Raw genomic sequence first — 18484 nt, 5'->3', positions numbered from 1 at the left:
TGTCATGGATCACGCCAGTCAGTTGCTCTCTCGTCTGCTCCCCTTCTCAGCGGCAACGCGCCTCTATCGTCTGGAGATCGCCGGCCAGCCCGAGGACCGCTTCCTGGTCGAAGCATGGGCGGCCGTAGAGTCCCTGCATGCGGTCGGCGCCACCGAGCTGATCGTGCTGAGCCTGGATGCGGAGGTGGCAGCCCGGTCCCTGCTGGGCAGCCTGGCCACGCTGAGCAGCCGGCTTGCGGAGGGTGGCATGTGCCGCTCGCCCGGCCTGATCCTTGAAGTGGCCAAGCTGGGTGGCGACGGCGGCTTCGGCCGCTATCGGCTGCGCATGGCGCCCTGGCCTTGGCTGCTGTCGCAGGCCAGCACCAGCCGGGTCTGGCAGGACAAGACCCTGATCGAAGTGGTCGAAGACGTCTTCCGCGAATTCCCGCAACACGCGGACTGGCACTGGTCGGCTGATGCGCTGGCGTATCTGGCTCGGGTGCCGCCACGCAGCTACACCGTGCAGTACCGGCAGACGCATCTCGATTTCATCAGCCGTCTGCTGGCCGGAGAAGGACTGTCGTGGCGCATCGAAGAACATGCGCCCAGTCCGCAAGGCCATCGCCTGGTGATCTTTGCCGACAGCACGGCGCGCAGCGCCTTTCCGGAAGATCCCACCAGCGCGGCCCATGATGGCATCCGCTTCCAGGGTGCCAGGGAGCTGGATCAGCAGGATGGCATCCAGGCCCTGGCGGCCTGTCGCAGCCTGCAGGCGGCTAGCTGCACGCTGCTGTCGTATGACTACCGGAACAAACAAGCCATCACCGCCAGCATCCCCACGCATCACGACTTCGGCGGGCGCGATGCGCCCAGGCTGGAAAGCTATGACAGCGCAGGCCCGGTGACCGATGACAAGGACGCCGCCGACCGCCATGCGCGCCTGATGATGGAAGCCGCCGAGGCCAGCAACAAGCGCTGGCTTGGACGCAGCACGGTGCGCAGCTTGCGGGCCGGAGCGCGCTTTACCCTGAGACAAGGGCCGCTGGCGGGCAAGGAGCAGGAATACGCCGTGCTGGCGGTGCTCAGCGTGGGCGTCAACAACCTGCCCGCCGATACGCAAGCGGCGCTGGCCGAGTTGTTCGGTCCTCTACCGATCTTGCTGGAAGACGCCCTCCATGCCTGCCTCAAGGTCGCCACGGTGGGCGAGATACAGGCACCGGACCGCAGCCTGATCGATCTCGCACGCCGCATGGGCCATGCCAAGCTCTTCGAAGCGATTCGCGCCGATATTGTCTGGCGGCCTGTCCTGGGCGATGGCACGGGGCTGACGCGTCGTCCTCATGCCATGGCGCAGGGCAGCCAGAGTGCCATCGTGGTCGGCTATCGGGGCGAGACCGAAGCCAATGGCCCCGACGAAATCTGCTGCGACCGCCTGGGACGGATCCGTATCCGTTTCCACTGGCAAGGACGGCATGAGGATGCGGCGGCCACCTGCTGGGTGCGCGTAGGCCAACGCTGCGCTGGGCCGGGCATGGGGATGCAATTCCTGCCGCGCATCGGGCAGGAGGTTCTGGTGCAGTTCCTCGATAACGACCTGGAGCGGCCGATTGTGCTTGCGGCCCTCTACAACGGCCGTGGGGAGGGGGGTGAGCCGCCGACACCCGGTGGCGAAGTGAAGTTTTCTGCAAAAACCCAAGTATTCCAATCGGCCAGCGATACGGCGGCCAGCGGCCAGGGCAATCTGGCGGGCGGCCATGCGCCGACCTGGCATGGCGCCAGTGCGGATCTGGATGGGCACCGCAATCCTGCCGCGCAATGGGGCATCCGCTCCAAGGAGTTCGGTGGCTGGGGGTACAACCAGCTGCTCTTCGACGACAGCGACCGCCGTTGCCGCATCCAGCTCAAGACCACGCAGGCGGGTAGCGAGCTCAATCTCGGGCACATGATTCACAGTGCCGACAATTATCGTGGCAGCTTCCGTGGCACGGGCGTGGAATTGCGCACCGATGCCTACGGCGTGATGCGTGCGGCGGCCACCCAGATCGTCTTCTATTCTCTCTACATGCATCTGAGCCAAGTGGAACCTGGCATGAAGGCAGGCAAAAAAGTCTACCGCAAGGATCTGCTGGGGATGGCCGGCCAGTGCCATGACAGCTCACGCAAACTGATCCACTTCGAGATCGCTTGCGATGACGTCAACCTTGGAAAATTGATCGGACGCAGCGACAACAAGCTGGACCTGAGCCGCGATGGACGCACCGATGTGCTCTTCGGTGAGATGTATTTTCTGATACCGGCGGGCACACGGCTCTATTCCAAAGAACCAAAGCGCAATCAGAGTCCGCCGGACACTGAAACGCTGCAGTTGAGCAAGGAGGTGTTGATCGTCGGACTGCGTTATGCCGAAGGCGACGGCGCGCCCGCACAGCGTGGCGACCTGCTCATCACGACCTATCGTGCGGATGGGGAACGGATAACACGATTGATTCGGCGTTGAAGTATTGGGTATCAAAGTCCTACATCAAGATCAACATCAATCGTCATGCGGACAAAGGCTTCTCAAAAGAGAGTTGTGTGCTTGTAACAAAGGCTGTGAACGGTGGCAACATGCATTTAGCAATACGGTTCGCCTATTTGTCATATCTTGAGCAGCTACTCGGAGACTATAAACAAACGAAAAATACGAAGGTCCAATCCCAGCGAAGGGACAAAGAATGAGCTGGATCATCACGGCCTCGAAAATCTCCCTGCTTGCAGCAATATCGTTCTCCGCTGACACAGCAGCGGTCTACCAGGAAACTATCTATCTGGATGTGGAAATGCAGAATCGCTGCGGGTTCGCACTCACTCTGGCCGATACGATTGACGGGGTTAATTGCAGAGGGGATCGGCAATTGACCGATGCTTACCGGGCGATGAGCATCAGCTACTTCGTGAATCAGTTTGAACATGACGACTTTGCTCGCCAGGTTACTTTGGGGATCACCAATCATTCTTTAGAAAAGTTCGTTGGATCCGGCGCAAAAGGAAAACTCAAGAGAAATGACGATACCGGCGAATCAATCCCTGGCGACGAACTGCATCTCACCGATCAATTAGTGAAGGACCTGTGCGCAAAGAGCATGAGACAGGTTCAGGTAGAAAAGATCGCGGCCAACAACTGGCGAGGCTACCTTTGGCGCAGATCATCCAGACTGAAAAAGAGCGACCTTGTACGGGATTGTCCCTACGATGCAATCGACAAGGAATGCTTTCTCCTGATCATCGGGAATACGACCGTGACGCTGTACTCGGATCTCATCTGCTTGCCGCGTAACGGAAAAAAAACTGACCCGGCAGAGTTCGATGTGGGCGACTTCATGAAGATGATCTACAGCATCACTTTCGATAGTCAATGAGACTTTCCCCTTCCATGAACACAGAACCAAACGTGTCTCCCGGATCCCTCGAAAAATCCTCATCGGTGAAGATACTGATTTCGCTCCTGATGCTGTGTCTCGCGTCAAGCTGTCACGTCCATGCGGCCGCCGCTAACGCAGCTACTCTTTTCAAATTCAAGCAACGCAGGATCAAGGAAACCTGCCATTTTTCAATGCGTCCACCGAGTAGCTCACCCATCATCACATGCACTGCGCTTGCACACTATCCTGGTGCCAAGGTACTTCAGATGGGCCATTATCCAGAAGACTTTCCCGGCCCCGGACTGCTGGCGAATACGGAAGGATTTCTCTCGGGACAATCCACGCAGGACTACCTCGCTTCGGGCATCTCCGACTGGATCGCCGTCCCTGCCCGTACTGACCACCTGGATCAGGAAGATGATGCGATACAGCTCAACGAGTACGGTGTGGATTTTCTCTGGGCCACCCAACAAGATGAAATCAAGCGGGAGAAGATCCGCGGCAAGGACTGGACCGGCTATCTCTGGACGCGGCGCACGGAGCCGACCAGAAAGGAGATGGGCGATGCGGCACCGAAACGGCCACAACGATGTTTCATCGCTCTGATCGGCAATCAGAAAAACAGCCTGGAGTTCGCCACCTGCCTTACCCGGGACCGTAATCCCAGGGAACCGAACGAACTGCATTATCGGGACTTCATGCGAGCGCTGAAGAGTATTGAGTTTGGCCGATAGCGATTGCTCATCACTGTATATACGTGATCCCATCCAAACGAAGTACCAGATTTATACGAAAAAAAGCGCAGCCTCGGCTGCGCTTTTTTCTTCGATCCATCACAAATGATTTATATCATTTACGAATTAAACGATCGACTCAACCCTCACCCAGATAAGCCGCCTTCACCCGCGGATCATCCAGCATCTGCTGCGCCTGCCCTTCCATGGTGATCAGTCCCGACTCCATCACGTAGCCGCGATGCGCCGCCTGCAGCGCCAGCTTGGCGTTCTGTTCCACCAGCAGGATGGTGATCCCCTGTGCCGACACATTGCGGATCACTTCAAAAATCTTCTCCACCATGATCGGCGACAGACCCATCGAGGGCTCATCCAGCAACAGCAGCTTGGGATGGCTCATCAGCGCGCGCGCCATCGCCAGCATCTGCTGTTCACCGCCCGACAAAGTGCCCGCCATCTGCGCCGCACGTTCCTTCAGGCGCGGGAAGACCTCGAACCAGCGGTCGACGTCGGCCTGGATCTGGCCCTTGTCATTGCTGGTGTAGGCGCCCATCAACAGGTTTTCCTGGATGCTCATGCGCGTGAAGACGCCACGGCCTTCCGGCACCATCGCCAGCTTGTCCTTGACCAGCTCGAAGGACTTCTTGCCCTTCAACGGATTGCCCATGTAATACACGTGGCCGTCGACCTTGCTGCTGGGCAGCGTGCCGGTGATGGCCTTCAGGGTGGTGGTCTTGCCGGCGCCATTGGCACCAATCAGGGTAACCAGTTCACCGTCGTTGACTTCCAGGCTGATGCCCTTGACGGCCTTGATGCCGCCATAGGCCACGCTCAGTTGGTCGACTTTGAGAATGTTCGTTGTCATGTTCTGTGGTCTCGCTTAATGTCCTGCACCGAGGTAGGCCTCGATCACCGCCGGGTTCTTCTGCACGTCGGCCGGCACCCCTTCGGCAATCGGCTTGCCATAGTCCAGCACCGTGATGCGGTTGCACAGGCCCATCATCAGCTTCACGTCGTGTTCGATCAGCAGGATGGTCTTGCCTTCGGCCTGGATCTTCACCAGCAGCTCGCGCAAGGCCAGCTTCTCGGTGGCGTTCATGCCGGCCGCCGGTTCGTCCAGGGCCAGCAGTTGCGGATCGGTCGCCAGGGCGCGGGCGATTTCCAGACGGCGCTGATCGCCATACGACAGGTGGCGCGCCGTGCGCTTGGCGAACTGGCCGATGCCCACGAAGTCCAGCAGTTGCTGCGACTTGGCGCGGATCGCCGCTTCTTCGTCACGTGCTGCCTTGTGGCGGAATACGGCACCGAAGACATTTTGCTTGGTGCGCACGTGGCAACCGACCATCACGTTTTCCAGCACGGTCATTTCACCGAAGAGACGAATGTTCTGGAAGGTACGCGCGATACCGGCCTTGGCCACCTCGTGCGGGGCGCTCGGCGAATAGGGCTTGCCGTCCAGTTCGAAGCTGCCGGTATCGGGTTGGTACAGGCCCGTGATGACGTTGAAGAACGTGGTCTTGCCGGCACCGTTGGGGCCGATCAGGCCATAGATCTGGCCGCGCTCGATGGTGATGCCCACGCCATTCAAGGCTTGCAGGCCGCCGAAACGCTTGCTGACGTCACGGATCTTGAGCAGTGTTTGTGTCATGTTCTGTGCTCCAGATTAAGCTTTGACTTCGCCGGTGGTACCGACTTGGGTGTGGTCCACTTCGGGACGGTCTTCATGGCGCGGCGAGGGCCACAGGCCAGCCGGACGGGTCAGCATGATGATCACCATGGCCAGGCCGTAGAGCAGCTGGCGCAGCACTTCCGCATCGATCCACACCTTGCCGAAGATGGCCATCTGCAGCGGCTCCACCACGTGGCGCAGCACTTCCGGCAGCGCCGCCAGGATCACGCCACCCAGCACCACGCCCGGAATGTGGCCGATGCCGCCCAGCACCACCATGGCCAGCACGGCGATGGATTCGGTCAGGGAGAAGGATTCCGGCGAGACGAAGCCCTGGAAGGCACCGAACATGGCACCGGCCACGCCACCGAAGGACGCGCCCATGGCGAAGGCCAGCAGCTTGACGTTGCGGGTGTTGATGCCCATCGCCTTGGCGGCGATTTCATCTTCACGGATCGCCACCCAGGCACGGCCCAGGCGCGAATCCTGCAGGCGGCTCGAGAAGAAGATCACGAAGATGCACAGCACCAGGAACAGGTAGTAGTACGCGTTCACCGAGGGCAGGTTCATGCCGAAGACCTTCAGCATCGAACCCGAACCCGGTTCGCCCGCCAGCGACACGCCGAAGACGCGGATCGGATCGATCAGGTTGATACCCTGCGGACCGTTGGTGATGTTCACCGGCGCGTTCAGGTTGTTCATGAAGATGCGGATGATTTCGCCGAAGCCCAGCGTCACGATGGCCAGGTAGTCACCGCGCAGCTTCAGGGTCGGCGCACCCAGCAGCGCACCGAAGAGCGCCGCCAGCACGCCCGAGATCGGCACGATCAGCCACAGCGACAAGTGGATGCCGTTCTGCACGATCTGTGGACCGCACAGCCAGACCAGGAAATTGCCGATGGCCGGATAGGTGTTGATGAAGGATTCGATCACCTGCGCGAACTGCGGCGAGGCCAGCAAACCAGCGGTGTAGGCACCAATGGCATAGAAGGCGATGTAGCCCAGGTCCAGCAGGCCGGCAAAACCCACCACCACGTTCAGGCCCAAGGCCAGCATGATGTAGAGCAGCGCCATATCCATGATGCGCACCCACGAATTGCCGAAATGCTGGGCGATCATGGGGAAGATGATCATCAGCGCCAACAGCGCCAGCAGGCTGAACCGCGCCTGCTGGGGGTTGCGCTTCATGTCGAAGGTCATGAGAGCCATAGTGTTCTCTTCCGATTTCTTAAGTTTCTAAATTTCTGTTTTTAAGTTTTTAAGGTTTCTACTTTTAAAAACTTAGGCCCGATCCGCCACACGCTCACCCATGATCCCGGACGGGCGCAAGGTCAGCACGATGATCAGCACGATGAAGGCGAAGATGTCCTGGTAGTTGCTGCCCAGGAAGTTGCCAGTCAGGTCTCCGATGTAACCGGCACCCAGACTCTCGATCAGGCCCAGCAGGATGCCGCCCAGCATGGCACCGTAGATGTTGCCGATGCCGCCCAGCACGGCGGCCGAGAAGGCCTTCAGGCCCGGCACGAAGCCCATGGCGAATTGCGCGGTGGAATAGTTGGCGGCCCACATCACGCCGGCGATTGCGGCCAGTGCCGCGCCGATGGCGAAGGTGACGATGATGACGCGGTTGGCATCCACACCCATCAGACCGGCGATGCGCGGGTTCTCGGCAGTGGCGCGCATGGCGCGGCCCATCTTGGTCTTCTCCACGATCAGCACCAGGCCGATCATCGCGGCCAGGGCCAGGATCAGCAGCATGATCTGGGTCGGCGAGATCAGGGCACCGGCGATGTTGACCGGGGTCGAGGGCATGATCTGCGGGAACGGCAGCGGGCTGCGGCCCCAGATCATCATGGCGAAGGTCTGCAGCAGGATCGATACGCCGATGGCGGTGATCAGCGGCGCCAGGCGCGGCGCGTTGCGCAGCGGACGGTAAGCGATGCGTTCGATCAGCAGGCTGACGATCACGCACACCGGAATGGCTCCGACGATGGCGATGATCAGCTTGACGATGCCCGGCAGGTCAGGGGCAACCTGCTGCACCAATTTGAGGATCGACAGGCCGACCATGGCGCCCACCATCAGGATGTCGCCGTGGGCAAAGTTGATCAGGTTCAGCACCCCGTACACCATGGTGTAGCCCAGGGCGATCAGTGCGTACATGCTGCCTAGCACCAATCCGTTGATGATCTGCTGGATGAAAATGTCCATGAAACGGTGTCTCCTTCAGGAGGATGATTGTTGTGAAACGTCAGGAAACTGCAAGGAAACCGCAAACGCACGGGCGTTCGCGAAAAAAGCGTAAATTATTTATCAAATTAAGCGCGCATGCACGCGCAATTTTCATATCCCCAGTGTGGTGCGCATCACGCGCGCTGCCGCCAGGTCCCACGCGGCCTGGCCCACGGTCTTGAACACCGGCAGCGCCCCCGCGCTGTCGAGCGTGTTCAAGGCCGTCTTGCCGGCCAGCACATCGCCGATGCCGACCACGCCCGCCCAGTCCACCTTGGCCTGGATCAGGTCGCCTGCTTCGTGATGCGCGCCGGCCAGGTCATCGACCACGATGCGGCGTGCATGCAGCAGGCTGGCCGGGAACTCCACCATGTCCGGCTTGAAGGCACCGACGCCGATGGCCAGCGTATCGGCCGCGATCTGTTCGGGAATCACGGCCACGCGCGACGTAGTCAAGGCAATCACCACATCAGTGCGTGGCAACTCCTGTTGCAACATCTGTGCCGGGAGCGGACTGGCCACCACTTGCGGATGGCGTTCGCTGATGGCCTGGCAGAAAGCCTGGGTACGCGCGAGGTCACGCGCGGCCACCCAGAACTGACGCACACCAAACACCTCCGCCAGTGCATCGGCATGCGCCGCCGCCTGCGCGCCGGTACCGATCAACAGCGCCGATTGCGGCGTGCGCGGCAACAGCGTGCGAATGCCCAGCAGACTCATGGCTGCGGTGCGGCGCGCCGTGACGGTCGGGCCGTCCATCAAGGCCAGGCGTCGTCCGGTATCGGTTTCGAAGGCAATCACCTCACCCTGGATCGCCGGCAGCTGATGGCGGGCATTGTCGCCATGCACGGTGATGAGCTTGGTCACCGAGAGATCCTCGGCTATGGCCGGCATGCCCAGCAAGACGCTGTTGGCATCGATGGGAACGACCTGGCGTTCCGGTGCGCGGATGGCACCGCTGGCCAGTTCCTGCGCGGCGCGTGCGAGGGCATCGACCAGCGCGGAATAAGGCATTGCCTGCGCGGTCTGGAGGGAGTCGAGGATGTGCATGGGAATCCCGTGGGAAAGTCAGCGCAGGAAGAAACCGGTCGGGAAGGGATCGGACTCTTCCAGCACCCACTGGTTGGTACTCATGATGTGGGCATGGCCGCTCACCTCGGTGAGCGCGCCATCGAAGTCGCCCACCTTGGTGGCAGCAGTCACGCGCACGCCGAAGTTGCTGCCGACGATGCTGCCGTTGACGTAGTTCTGGTTCAGCGCCAATTGTCCGCGCAGGAACAGCTGGGCGGCGCGGCCCGAGGTACCGGTGCCGGTGGGCGAGCGGTCCACTTCGCGGTCGGCGAAGATGCAGACGTTGGACTGGTCCGCGCCGGGGAAATTGGGTTCGCTGTCGATGATGGTGCCGTACAGCGTATTGAGGCCCGGCTCCAGCGGATGCGCGATGGCGACCTTGGCCATGACGGCGGCCTTGGTCTCGGCACCCAGCTGGATCAGCTGGCGCACCAGTTCAGGCTTGACGGTGAGGCCGGCCTGCGCCGCGTTGATGTAGTAGTAGAAGGCACCACCGAAGACGATGTCACCGATGATCTTGCCAAACCCGGGCGTCTCGACTTCGACGTCGCGGCGATAGATGAAGGCGGGCACGTTGTTGAAGCTGACCTTGCCGGCGCGCACGCCATCCCACTCGACGAAGGCTTCGATGAAGCCGGCCGGGGCATCAAAGCAGATGCGGGTCTGCGGCTGGGTGCGTTCGACGTAGCCCATCTCGACCAATACCTTGCCGAGGGCGATGATGCCGTGGCCGCACATGTCGCTGTAGCCTTCGTTGTGGATGAAGATGACGCCGAAGTCGGCACCGGCCGTGACCGGGGGCAGCAGATAGGCACCATACATGTCGGCATGGCCGCGCGGCTCGTTCATCAGGAAACGGCGCAGGTCGTCGCGATGTTCGCGCAGCCAGGCGCGCTGTTCCAGGATGGTGCCGGCCGGGATCTTGGGCAGGCCCGAGACCACGATGCGCAACGGCTCACCGCCGGTGTGGGCATCGATGGTCTGGACGGTACGGGTATAGCTGAGCATGGTCTTCCTTCCGAGTATGCTGCGGGTCCGCCTGGGCAGAGGGTAACACTGCGGACCGGACATGGGCCCTGCAAGCGGGTACGGCAAGCCGCTCCCGGCCGGTCGGAACCGGCGGGAAGCGGGACACTGCAATGTGGAGCTGGGATCAGGGCCTGGCGCGCCACCCGCGACTGCGGGCGGCAGGATCAGGCCGGGAAAGGACCGATCAGTAGCTGGTCAGGGGAACCGGCAGACCATCCTTGAAGCGATAGACGGTCACGGGCGATTGCTTCAGGTCGTGGTTGGCGTCGAAGTCGTACTGGCCGGCCACGCCCTTGTAGCTGATCTTGGCCATGGCCGGACCGAAGGCTTTAGGATCGACCGAGTTGGCCTGCTTCATGGCTTGCGCGATCAGCATCATGCCATCGTAGAACGAGACTGCATAGGTTTCAGCAGGACGGCTGTACTTCTTCTGGTAGTCGTCAGCGAAGACCTTGCCATCCTTGGCCTTGTCCAGCATGGTGCCGCCCTGGGTGCAGTAGACGGTTTCACCGATGGCGTCGCCACCCAGGCGACCCATTTCCGGCGAACAGATGCCGTCGCCGCCCATCAGGGGTACGTCAATGCCCAGCTGCTTCATCTGGCGCTTGATCGGGCCGCCTTGGGGAGCGTAGCCGCCCAGGAACACGGCGTCGGGCTTCTTGCCCTTGATGGAGGTCAGGATGGCGGTGAAGTCGGTGGCCTTGTCGTTGGTGAAGTCCTTGCTGATGACTTCGATGCCGTTGGCCTTGGCGACCTTGGCGAATTCCTCGGCCAGGCCCTGGCCGTAGGCGGTGCGGTCATCGATGACGGCCACGCGCTTGAGTTTCAGTTCCTTGGCTGCATACAGGGCCATCTTGCCGCCCAGCTGGCTGTCGCTGGCAGCCACGCGGAACAGGGTGGCAAAACCTTGCTGGGTGATCTTGGGGTTGGAGGCCACGGTGGCCACCACGATGCCGGCATCATTGTAGACGCGCGAAGCAGGAATGGTCACGCCCGAGTTGTAGGGACCGACGATGGCCTTGATGCCCTGGTCAGCCAGCTTCTGTGCCACCGCCACGCCTTGCTTGGGGTCGGCCTGGTCATCTTCGGCCAGGACTTCGAACTTGATCTTCTTGCCGCCCACGGTGATGGGTTGCGCATTCAGACGCTCGACGGCCATCATCAGGCCGCCCTGGTTGTCCTTGCCGGCCGATGCCTGGGGACCGGTCAACGGGCTGGAGAAACCGATCTTGACGACCTGAGTTTCCTGCGCCATGGCGAAAGCAGGGATCAGCGCCAGCGAGGCGGCGATGATGTTGAGTCCGGAGACGCGCTTGAACATGGGGTGTTTCCTCTCTTCTAGAAAGTCAGACTGCGGTGGGTGATTGCATTGAAAACGCCGGAAAAGCAGGATTTGCGCCATCCCCCGCCTCGTGGGCAGGAGCGGTGCATTCCGTTGATGCCGGGCCGACCGCGTCAGGCCGGTTTTCACCGCCGCGCGCAGGCTGGACCTGGCAAACAAAACTCGTCAAATCTGTTGTCGAGATAATGCTGTGATCCGCGCAGAAACGAGGTGAACTTCGCTTCATGCCCGCATTACGTTATGTTTTTTATGAGGGAGGATTCTATTGACTCTTCCTTGATATTAGGCGCGCTTATTCCCCTTATAATCGGAATAAAATTTTCTCTATATATTTTTAACTGAATAAAGTTCAGAAACCATGGCCGGACTCGACAAGATCAGCAAGAAAATTCTGGCGGAGCTGCAAAACGACGGCCGCATCAGCAACGTCGACCTCGCCGCTCGCGTGAACCTGTCGCCGGCCGCTTGCCTGGAGCGGGTTCGCAAACTGCAGGAAGCCGGCTATATCCTGGGTTATGCGGCGCAGTTGAATCCGGAATTGCTGGATGTCTCCCTGCTGGTCTTCATCGAAGTGGTGCTGGACCGCACCACGCCGGATGTCTTTGCCGAATTCAAGAAGAGCGTGCAGAGCATCCCCGAGATCATGGAATGCCACATGGTGGCCGGTGGCTTCGATTACCTGGTCAAGTCGCGGGTCAAGGACATGAACGCCTATCGTGAATTCCTGGGCAAGTCGCTGCTGCAGTTGAAGGGCGTGCGCGAGACGCATACCTATGCGGTGATGGAAGAAGTGAAGAACACCATCCGCCTGCCTATCCGCTGATCACGGCGGCTTTCACCCATCTCGTCAATTATGTGAACGATACTGTTCCGAATTTCCCGCCGGCACCAGGAAATTGCCCCATTCCTTCATACGCAAACGACAGGCGAAAAAAAGCCCGGCAGCCTCCTTGCGGAGACGGCCGGGCAAGCTGCGCTGGCGGGAGGCGCAGTCTCCCGCCGGCACCCGGTGACGCCGCTGCCCGGGGGCAGCTGGCGTTTCATTCATATCGGTCAAAAGGCGGTGCGTACCCCCACGATGAAGTTGCGGCCACCCAGCGGTACCGTTTCGCGCAGCACCGAGGTGGACAAACGGATGTCCTGGTTCAGCAGGTTGCGGGCCAGTGCGAACCAGGTCAGCTTCACGCCGTTGAGACGCTGGGTATAGGACAGGTTGGCGTCCAGCTGGGTGTAGGACGGGGTTTCGTAGGTTTCGAAGGACGCCAGGCGATCCTGCTTCTGCGCGCGCAAGACCTTCACGCCACTGGCCCAGGGACCGGTCTTGTAGCCCAGCTCGATGCCATAGCGGGTGGACGGCTGCAGGGGCAGGTTGCCGAGATTGTCGAGCGTGCCGCGCGAGGTATCGGCAAAGACCCGGCCGGAAACCCCTTCGCCGTTCCAGTTGTACGTGACCTCGGCTTCCACGCCGCGGATGGTGGCATCGCCCTGCGACCAGAAGCGCTGGGTGAATTCGCCATCGGGATCGGCCGCGCCGGCAGCGTTCACCTGGCCGTTGGTACGGCCGTAGATGTAGTTGTTGACCTTGTTGCGGAACACATTGCCCTTCCAGCGCACCAGTCCTTCGGTTTTCTGCAGGCTCAACTCGATGTTGTGTGAAGTTTCCTTCTTCAGCTGGTTGTCGCCGATGTCGTAGGTGGAGGTCGATTCATGCGGGCCTTTGGAGTACAGCTCTTCCACCGTCGGCGCGCGCTGGGCGAAGGAATAGGTCAGGCCCAGGCCGTAGCCGGGCTGGAAGGTCCACAGACCGCCGGTGGACCAGGAGATCAGGCTGAAATCGCGTCCCGGCCGGACGCTGTCGCTGCTGCTGCCGCTGTCCGGTCGGCGGCTCACGCTCTCGGCGCGCAGGCCGGCGCTGGCCAGCACCTGGCCGAACTGCCGCTCTTCCACCAGGAAGCCGGCAAAGGAGGTCGAACGCGTGGGCGGAGTCAGCTCGGAGACCCCGGTATCGGGCGTGAGGGCCGAGTAGTTGCTTTGCTCGGTCTGCACGCCGAAGGTGCCGTGCCAGCCGGCCAGCGGTGCGTGCGTCAGTTCCCAGCGGGTCTGCAGGGCGCGGTTGGAGAAGACCGTGTTGGGCGTGCCATCCTCCGCCTTCTCGATGTGGGTGTAGTCGGTGTACCCCATGCGGAAGCGGAATTTCTCGATGCCGGCGAAGGGACGATTGACGACGGTATCGAGGTCGTAGCGGTTCTGGTGCAGGTCGATGAAGGATTTTTCATCGGTCGGGATCCCGTAGTGATCGTCCAGAGTCGCCACCGACAGGCCGACGTAACCCCAGTTGGTCACATAGGAAATGCCACCACCCAGGCTGGTCTCGTGGGTGAAGGAATTGGGCAGGCGGCCCGATGCGCTGCTGCTGTCGCCCTGACGGGCGTTACCGGGGATCTTGTAATTGTCGGTATCGCGGTAGTTGCCGTCCAGGTGCAGGCCGATCTGGCCGGCCGAGGTATCCAGCGAGAAGGACGTGTTCTTTTCGCCATCGACAGTGCCGTAGCGGCCTTCGACGGTGCCGGTGGGCTTGCCGACCAGCTCGGTGGGGATACGGTCATTGACCACGTTGACCAGGCCGCCGATGGCGCCCGAGCCATACAGCAGCGCGGCCGGACCGCGCAGGATTTCGATCTGGCGGGCAGTAGCGGCTTCGGTGGCGACCGCATGGTCGTTGGAGACGGTGGAGACGTCGGAGACGCCCATGCCGTTCTGCAGGATCATCACGCGCGGACCTTCCATGCCACGGATGATGGGACGCGAAGCGCCGGCACCGAAGGCGCTGGCGGACACGCCCAGTTCACCCGAAAGGGTGTCGCCCAGCGAGTTGCCGAGCTTGTTGCGCAGTTCGTCCCCGGCGATGACCTTGGCGGGCGTGAGGACTTGTACATCCTCCTGAGAGGCGAAGGGGGTGGCAGTGACGACGATGGGTTGCAGCGCCGGTTGGGCAGCGGTTGCAGGGGTCGCGGTGGTGTCAGCCGTCTGGGCCGAAGCCGAAGCGGACCAGGCCGCCAGAGCCGAGAAGACGGCCGAGGCGATGCGTTGGCGTTGAAGAGCCATGTGAATTCCTTGTTATGCGCGAAGCGCCGCCCGCCTTGTCGTGAGGGTGGATGGGGCGGCGCGGATACACCGGCCGTCGGCACGCGATCGCACGCAGCGGCGGCGTCAGGACGACGCCGCGCCACGCACGGATGCGCGAGCGACAACCGGTAACCAGTAATGCGGGTCTTGCAGGGAGAAGGAATTCAGCGCGGCGGGGCGCGCGAGGAGAAATGGCAGTTCAGCGGCGCGTCCCAGGACGCGAAGGCCAGCCACAGGGCCAGCACGCGCACCGGCGGCAGCAACGGAAGGGGAGGAAAATCGACATGCACACCGGCCGACAAGGCAGCGGCGTCATAGGCCACGCAGGAGTGGTGCAGGCCATGGGCGTGGTGGTGATGGGCATCATGCCCGTCGGCGGCAGCGAGTTCGGCGTGCGCCTCCTCGCCCTCGTCGAACAGGGCTTCGCTGATCAGCGAATGGACCGTCCCCGGTGCCCAGCCGGCGTGCGCAATACCGTGCACGAAACCCAGCATCTGCGCGAACAGCAGCGACATCGCCAGCAGGGCGATGACGGTGGAGCTTCGCAGGGCGCGCAGACGGTGCATGAGGCGGGACCAGGTTGGAAACGACAGCGGCACTGCGCCTGCGCACCGCACGGCGCAGGCGTCATCGTGCGAGGCGAGGATCAGTCGCCGTAGAGTTTCTGCTTCAGTTCGCGGCGTTGCTGGGCTTCCAGCGACAGGGTCGCGGTCGGACGCGCCAGCAGGCGCGGAATGCCGATCGGTTCGCCCGTTTCTTCACACCAGCCGTACTCGCCGTTGTCGATGGAGACGATGGATTGCTGCACCTTCTTGAGCAGCTTGCGCTCGCGGTCGCGGGTGCGCAGTTCCAGCGCGTGTTCTTCCTCGATGGTGGCGCGGTCAGCCGGGTCCGGCACCAGCACGGTTTCGCGCAGGTGTTCGGTGGTTTCATCCGCGTTCTTGAGCAGATCCTTTTCCAGCTGCTGGAGACGGGCCTTGAAGAAAGCAAGCTGCGCTTCGTTCATGTAGTCCTTCTCGTCCATCTTGAGGATTTGTTCCTCGGTCAGCAACTGCGCTGCAGGGGTAGTTTTGGGAGTCTTGGTTGCCACTTCGCTTACTTTCAATACTACGGGTTTTTCAACTATATCCATTCCCGGCTGATGCACGGCTGCCGGAACAGGTCGCTTGTGAATCCACTTCCCTTGCCGCGTTGGCACCTCTTCGATTGACGTTGACGCGATCAGTGCGCAGGTCCGAGCCGTCAGGACCGGGGCGCGCTGCCGATGGCGTACGCTTTTTCGCGGTCAAGGATTGTACACCAACGATTCCGTATGCCAAGCCTTTGGCGCGGCGGCCCGCTGGCCATCTCCTCGGGCGGCGTTCCGGTTCATGGAGCGGTTCATGACTTCCCCTGTGACGGGCTAGGCGGGGCGGGCTGATCGCGCTTGTGAATTGTCGTCGTTCGGAACATCAGCCTGGCGCATGCTGCATGCTATTTGCATTGCAACATCCATCCGTGTTTATACCAGAAGAACGGGGCGGGATGGAAGCGACGATGCGTGCCATCCACAGCGCCCGCGTCTATCCGTGCCGCCGGGCACACACCGGGCACTGGCGGTCGCGGCCGATGCCGATGCTGGTCCATTCCATCTCGCGCGCATCCAGGATCAGGAGGCGTCCCGCCAGCGAGCGGCCGATACCGGCCACCAGCTTGATGGCCTCGGCCGCCTGCATGGTGCCGATGATGCCGACCAGGGGCGAAAACACGCCCATGGTGGAACATTGCACTTCCTCGAACTCGCGCTCGGGCGGGAACAGGCAGGCATAGCAGGGGCTGGCCTCCTGGCGCGGGTCGAAAACGCTGATCTGGCCATCAAAGCGGATCGCTGCCCCCGACACCAGCGGCACCCCGGCTGCCACGCAGGCGCGGTTGACCGCATGGCGGGTGGCGAAGTTGTCGCTGCAGTCCAGCACCACGTCGGCTGCCGCCACCAGCGCCTGCAGGCGCTCGCCTTCCACCCGCTCGGCCAGCGCCGTGACCTGCACGCCGGGGTTGATCTGCTGCAAGGCTTCGCGCCCGGACGCCACCTTGGGCTGGCCCACGCGCGCGGTGGTATGCATGATCTGGCGCTGCAGGTTGGTCAGATCGACGGTGTCGTGATCCACCAGGGTGATGTGGCCCACCCCGGCCGACGCCAGGTACATGGCCGCCGGCGAGCCCAGGCCGCCGGCACCGATGACCAGCGCATGGCCTTGCAGCAGGCGGGTCTGGCCTTCGATGTCGATCTCGTCAAGCAGGATGTGGCGCGAGTAGCGCAGCAGCTGTTGGTCATCCATCGTCATATCCGACATGGTTGAGATGAAAAAAAGGGCCGCTGGCAAGTGCTAGCGGCCCGATGTGCCTGCCCGCAGGCGGCGTATTACTTGGTGGTGTCGATCTTCTCGGCGGGCGCCTTGTTGTCCTTGCGCTCGTCCTTCACCGGCGTGTCGTTCTTGCCTTCTTCATTGCGCACTTCCGGCTTGGCGTTGGAAACCTTCACCGGCAGGCCCTTCAGCTGGTTCAGGGCCTGGGTCAGCTGGAAGTCGTCCTTGCTGCCGAAGTCGAGCGGCTTGCGCTTCTTCTCGGCGGCAATCAGGCGCTCTTCCGATTGTTCATCCATGGCCTTGGCCTTGACCTCGGCGGACTTGTCGGTGTCGTTGGTCAGGTGCTTGGAGAGATCGGCTTCACGCAGGCGCAGGCCGTTCAGGCCGTCGCCATCGGGGTACTCGTCCACCATGATGTCCGGCACGATGCCGCGCGCTTGGATGGAACGGCCCTTGGGCGTGTAGTAACGGGCGGTGGTCAGCTTGACGGCGGTGTTCTTCTCCGGCGGCAGCGCGATCACCGATTGCACCGAGCCCTTGCCGAAGGACTGCGTACCCATGATGGTGGCGCGCTTGTAATCCTGCAGGGCACCGGCCACGATTTCGGAAGCCGAGGCCGAGCCGCTGTTGATCAGGACCACCATCGGCACCTTCTTGATGGCATCCGGCAGGCGCGACAGCGGATCCGACAGCGGGTTGGCGGCGTAATATTCGCGCTTGGCGTAGAAGGTCTGCTTGGAGCTCGGCAGCTGGCCATTGGTGGAGACCACCACCGAATCCTTGGGCAGGAAGGCCGCCGCCACGCCGATGGCGCCCGGCAGCACGCCGCCCGGGTCATTGCGCAGATCCAGCACGATGCCCTTCAGGTTGGGTTCCTGGGCGTAGATGGCGGCCAGCTTCTTGGACATGTCGTCCACCGTCGGCTCCTGGAACTGGGTCACGCGCAGCCAGGCGTAGCCGGGTTCGACCACCTTGGACTTGACGCTCTGCACGCGGATCTCCTGACGAGTGATGGTCAGGATGATGGGCTTGTCTTCTTCCTTGCGGGCGATGGTCAGGGTGATCTTGGTGTTGGGTTCGCCGCGCATCTTCTTGACGGCTTCATCCAGGGTCAGGCCCTTGACCGGGGTGCTGTCCAGGCGGGTGATCAGGTCACCGGCCTTGATCCCGGCGCGGAAGGCCGGTGAATCCTCAATGGGGGAGATGACCTTGACGTAGCCATCTTCCATGCCGACCTCGATGCCCAGGCCCACGAACTTGCCCATGGTGCCTTCGCGCAGCTCCTTGTAGGCCTTCTTGTCCAGATAGGCGGAGTGCGGGTCGAGCGAAGCGACCATGCCGGAAATGGCTTCGGTCAGCAGCTTCTTGTCATCGACCTGCTCGACATAATCTGACTTGATGAGACCGAACACGTCGGCCATCTGGCGCAGCTCCTCCAGGGGCAGCGACGCCGTTGCATTCTTTTGCGCGATGGCGTCGAACTGAATCATCGCAGTGGCACCTGCCACCATGCCCAACCCGATCAAACCGATATTCTTGAGTTTGCTGCCCATGTG

Annotated in this window: 16 protein-coding genes; 4 read left to right on the top strand and 12 right to left on the bottom strand. The window is 61.8% G+C overall.

Features of this window, described 5'->3' with window-relative positions; translation table 11 throughout:
• The first annotated feature begins 4 nt into the window (after window positions 1–4).
• The 3 genes from ACWFUC_RS06035 to ACWFUC_RS06025 all read left to right on the top strand — a co-directional run bounded on the left by ACWFUC_RS06035 (window position 5) and on the right by ACWFUC_RS06025 (window position 4114).
• A complete protein-coding gene (locus ACWFUC_RS06035) occupies window positions 5–2476 on the top strand; it encodes a contractile injection system protein, VgrG/Pvc8 family (RefSeq protein WP_489637501.1) in 2472 nt (823 codons plus the stop codon).
• 217 nt (window positions 2477–2693) lie between these two features.
• Entirely contained in the window at window positions 2694–3377 is a 684-nt protein-coding gene (locus ACWFUC_RS06030; RefSeq protein WP_489637500.1) for a hypothetical protein, read from the top strand.
• Between the two features lie 14 nt (window positions 3378–3391).
• Window positions 3392–4114, top strand: coding sequence for a hypothetical protein (locus ACWFUC_RS06025; RefSeq protein WP_489624375.1), 723 nt, complete (start codon window positions 3392–3394; stop codon window positions 4112–4114).
• A gap of 139 nt (window positions 4115–4253) precedes the next feature.
• Here the strand turns inward: ACWFUC_RS06025 and ACWFUC_RS06020 are convergent, their stop codons facing one another.
• The 7 genes from ACWFUC_RS06020 to ACWFUC_RS05990 all read right to left on the bottom strand — a co-directional run bounded on the left by ACWFUC_RS06020 (window position 4254) and on the right by ACWFUC_RS05990 (window position 11436).
• Window positions 4254–4979: an ABC transporter ATP-binding protein gene (locus tag ACWFUC_RS06020; protein WP_034331852.1), complete on the bottom strand. Its 726-nt coding sequence runs from the start codon at window positions 4977–4979 to the stop codon at window positions 4254–4256.
• A 15-nt stretch (window positions 4980–4994) separates the two neighbouring features.
• Window positions 4995–5762, bottom strand: coding sequence for an ABC transporter ATP-binding protein (locus ACWFUC_RS06015; RefSeq protein ID WP_034338203.1), 768 nt, complete (start codon window positions 5760–5762; stop codon window positions 4995–4997).
• 15 nt (window positions 5763–5777) lie between these two features.
• Window positions 5778–6992 (bottom strand): ABC transporter permease subunit, encoded by a 1215-nt coding sequence (locus tag ACWFUC_RS06010; RefSeq protein ID WP_209580332.1) that lies wholly within the window; start codon window positions 6990–6992, stop codon window positions 5778–5780.
• 72 nt (window positions 6993–7064) lie between these two features.
• Window positions 7065–7994, bottom strand: coding sequence for a branched-chain amino acid ABC transporter permease (locus ACWFUC_RS06005; RefSeq protein WP_034338197.1), 930 nt, complete (start codon window positions 7992–7994; stop codon window positions 7065–7067).
• Between the two features lie 132 nt (window positions 7995–8126).
• On the bottom strand, window positions 8127–9065 hold the full coding sequence (locus ACWFUC_RS06000; protein WP_489624374.1) for a delta(1)-pyrroline-2-carboxylate reductase family protein: 939 nt from the start codon (window positions 9063–9065) through the stop codon (window positions 8127–8129).
• 18 nt (window positions 9066–9083) lie between these two features.
• Window positions 9084–10094 carry a trans-3-hydroxy-L-proline dehydratase gene (gene lhpH, locus ACWFUC_RS05995; RefSeq protein ID WP_489624373.1) on the bottom strand — a complete coding sequence of 337 codons (1011 nt, stop codon included), beginning with the start codon at window positions 10092–10094 and terminating at the stop codon, window positions 9084–9086.
• A gap of 205 nt (window positions 10095–10299) precedes the next feature.
• Window positions 10300–11436, bottom strand: coding sequence for a branched-chain amino acid ABC transporter substrate-binding protein (locus tag ACWFUC_RS05990; protein ID WP_489624372.1), 1137 nt, complete (start codon window positions 11434–11436; stop codon window positions 10300–10302).
• 379 nt (window positions 11437–11815) lie between these two features.
• On the opposite strand from ACWFUC_RS05990, the gene ACWFUC_RS05985 reads away from it, so the two are divergent.
• Window positions 11816–12280 carry an Lrp/AsnC ligand binding domain-containing protein gene (locus tag ACWFUC_RS05985; RefSeq protein WP_008334229.1) on the top strand — a complete coding sequence of 155 codons (465 nt, stop codon included), beginning with the start codon at window positions 11816–11818 and terminating at the stop codon, window positions 12278–12280.
• Between the two features lie 230 nt (window positions 12281–12510).
• Here ACWFUC_RS05985 and ACWFUC_RS05980 read toward each other — a convergent pair whose 3' ends face one another.
• The 5 genes from ACWFUC_RS05980 to ACWFUC_RS05960 all read right to left on the bottom strand — a co-directional run bounded on the left by ACWFUC_RS05980 (window position 12511) and on the right by ACWFUC_RS05960 (window position 18481).
• A complete protein-coding gene (locus ACWFUC_RS05980) occupies window positions 12511–14562 on the bottom strand; it encodes a TonB-dependent receptor (RefSeq protein ID WP_489624371.1) in 2052 nt (683 codons plus the stop codon).
• Window positions 14563–14747: 185 nt separating this feature from the next.
• On the bottom strand, window positions 14748–15149 hold the full coding sequence (locus ACWFUC_RS05975; protein ID WP_121037766.1) for a hypothetical protein: 402 nt from the start codon (window positions 15147–15149) through the stop codon (window positions 14748–14750).
• A gap of 80 nt (window positions 15150–15229) precedes the next feature.
• A complete protein-coding gene (dksA, locus tag ACWFUC_RS05970; protein ID WP_182993485.1) occupies window positions 15230–15715 on the bottom strand; it encodes an RNA polymerase-binding protein DksA in 486 nt (161 codons plus the stop codon).
• A gap of 430 nt (window positions 15716–16145) precedes the next feature.
• Window positions 16146–16901 (bottom strand): HesA/MoeB/ThiF family protein, encoded by a 756-nt coding sequence (locus tag ACWFUC_RS05965; RefSeq protein ID WP_209580341.1) that lies wholly within the window; start codon window positions 16899–16901, stop codon window positions 16146–16148.
• A gap of 83 nt (window positions 16902–16984) precedes the next feature.
• A complete protein-coding gene (locus tag ACWFUC_RS05960) occupies window positions 16985–18481 on the bottom strand; it encodes a S41 family peptidase (RefSeq protein ID WP_039789587.1) in 1497 nt (498 codons plus the stop codon).
• Between the last annotated feature and the right edge of the window lie 3 nt (window positions 18482–18484).

It is taken from the genome of Herbaspirillum sp. Her4 (genome assembly GCF_057961335.1).
This window is presented reverse-complemented; position numbering and strand designations above follow the sequence as displayed.

Bases quoted from the DNA above. Each gene is read 5' to 3' on its own strand.
- ACWFUC_RS06035 (WP_489637501.1), top strand. From the start codon at position 5: ATGGATCACGCCAGTCAGTTGCTCTCTCGTCTGCTCCCCTTCTCAGCG.
- ACWFUC_RS05985 (WP_008334229.1), top strand. From the start codon at position 11,816: ATGGCCGGACTCGACAAGATCAGCAAGAAAATTCTGGCGGAGCTGCAA.
- ACWFUC_RS06025 (WP_489624375.1), top strand. From the start codon at position 3,392: ATGAACACAGAACCAAACGTGTCTCCCGGATCCCTCGAAAAATCCTCA.
- ACWFUC_RS06010 (WP_209580332.1), bottom strand. From the start codon at position 6,992: ATGGCTCTCATGACCTTCGACATGAAGCGCAACCCCCAGCAGGCGCGG.
- ACWFUC_RS06030 (WP_489637500.1), top strand. From the start codon at position 2,694: ATGAGCTGGATCATCACGGCCTCGAAAATCTCCCTGCTTGCAGCAATA.
- ACWFUC_RS05965 (WP_209580341.1), bottom strand. From the start codon at position 16,901: ATGGATGACCAACAGCTGCTGCGCTACTCGCGCCACATCCTGCTTGAC.
- ACWFUC_RS05990 (WP_489624372.1), bottom strand. From the start codon at position 11,436: ATGTTCAAGCGCGTCTCCGGACTCAACATCATCGCCGCCTCGCTGGCG.
- ACWFUC_RS06005 (WP_034338197.1), bottom strand. From the start codon at position 7,994: ATGGACATTTTCATCCAGCAGATCATCAACGGATTGGTGCTAGGCAGC.
- ACWFUC_RS05980 (WP_489624371.1), bottom strand. From the start codon at position 14,562: ATGGCTCTTCAACGCCAACGCATCGCCTCGGCCGTCTTCTCGGCTCTG.
- ACWFUC_RS05975 (WP_121037766.1), bottom strand. From the start codon at position 15,149: ATGCACCGTCTGCGCGCCCTGCGAAGCTCCACCGTCATCGCCCTGCTG.
- ACWFUC_RS05960 (WP_039789587.1), bottom strand. From the start codon at position 18,481: ATGGGCAGCAAACTCAAGAATATCGGTTTGATCGGGTTGGGCATGGTG.
- ACWFUC_RS06000 (WP_489624374.1), bottom strand. From the start codon at position 9,065: ATGCACATCCTCGACTCCCTCCAGACCGCGCAGGCAATGCCTTATTCC.
- lhpH (WP_489624373.1), bottom strand. From the start codon at position 10,094: ATGCTCAGCTATACCCGTACCGTCCAGACCATCGATGCCCACACCGGC.
- dksA (WP_182993485.1), bottom strand. From the start codon at position 15,715: ATGGATATAGTTGAAAAACCCGTAGTATTGAAAGTAAGCGAAGTGGCA.
- ACWFUC_RS06015 (WP_034338203.1), bottom strand. From the start codon at position 5,762: ATGACACAAACACTGCTCAAGATCCGTGACGTCAGCAAGCGTTTCGGC.
- ACWFUC_RS06020 (WP_034331852.1), bottom strand. From the start codon at position 4,979: ATGACAACGAACATTCTCAAAGTCGACCAACTGAGCGTGGCCTATGGC.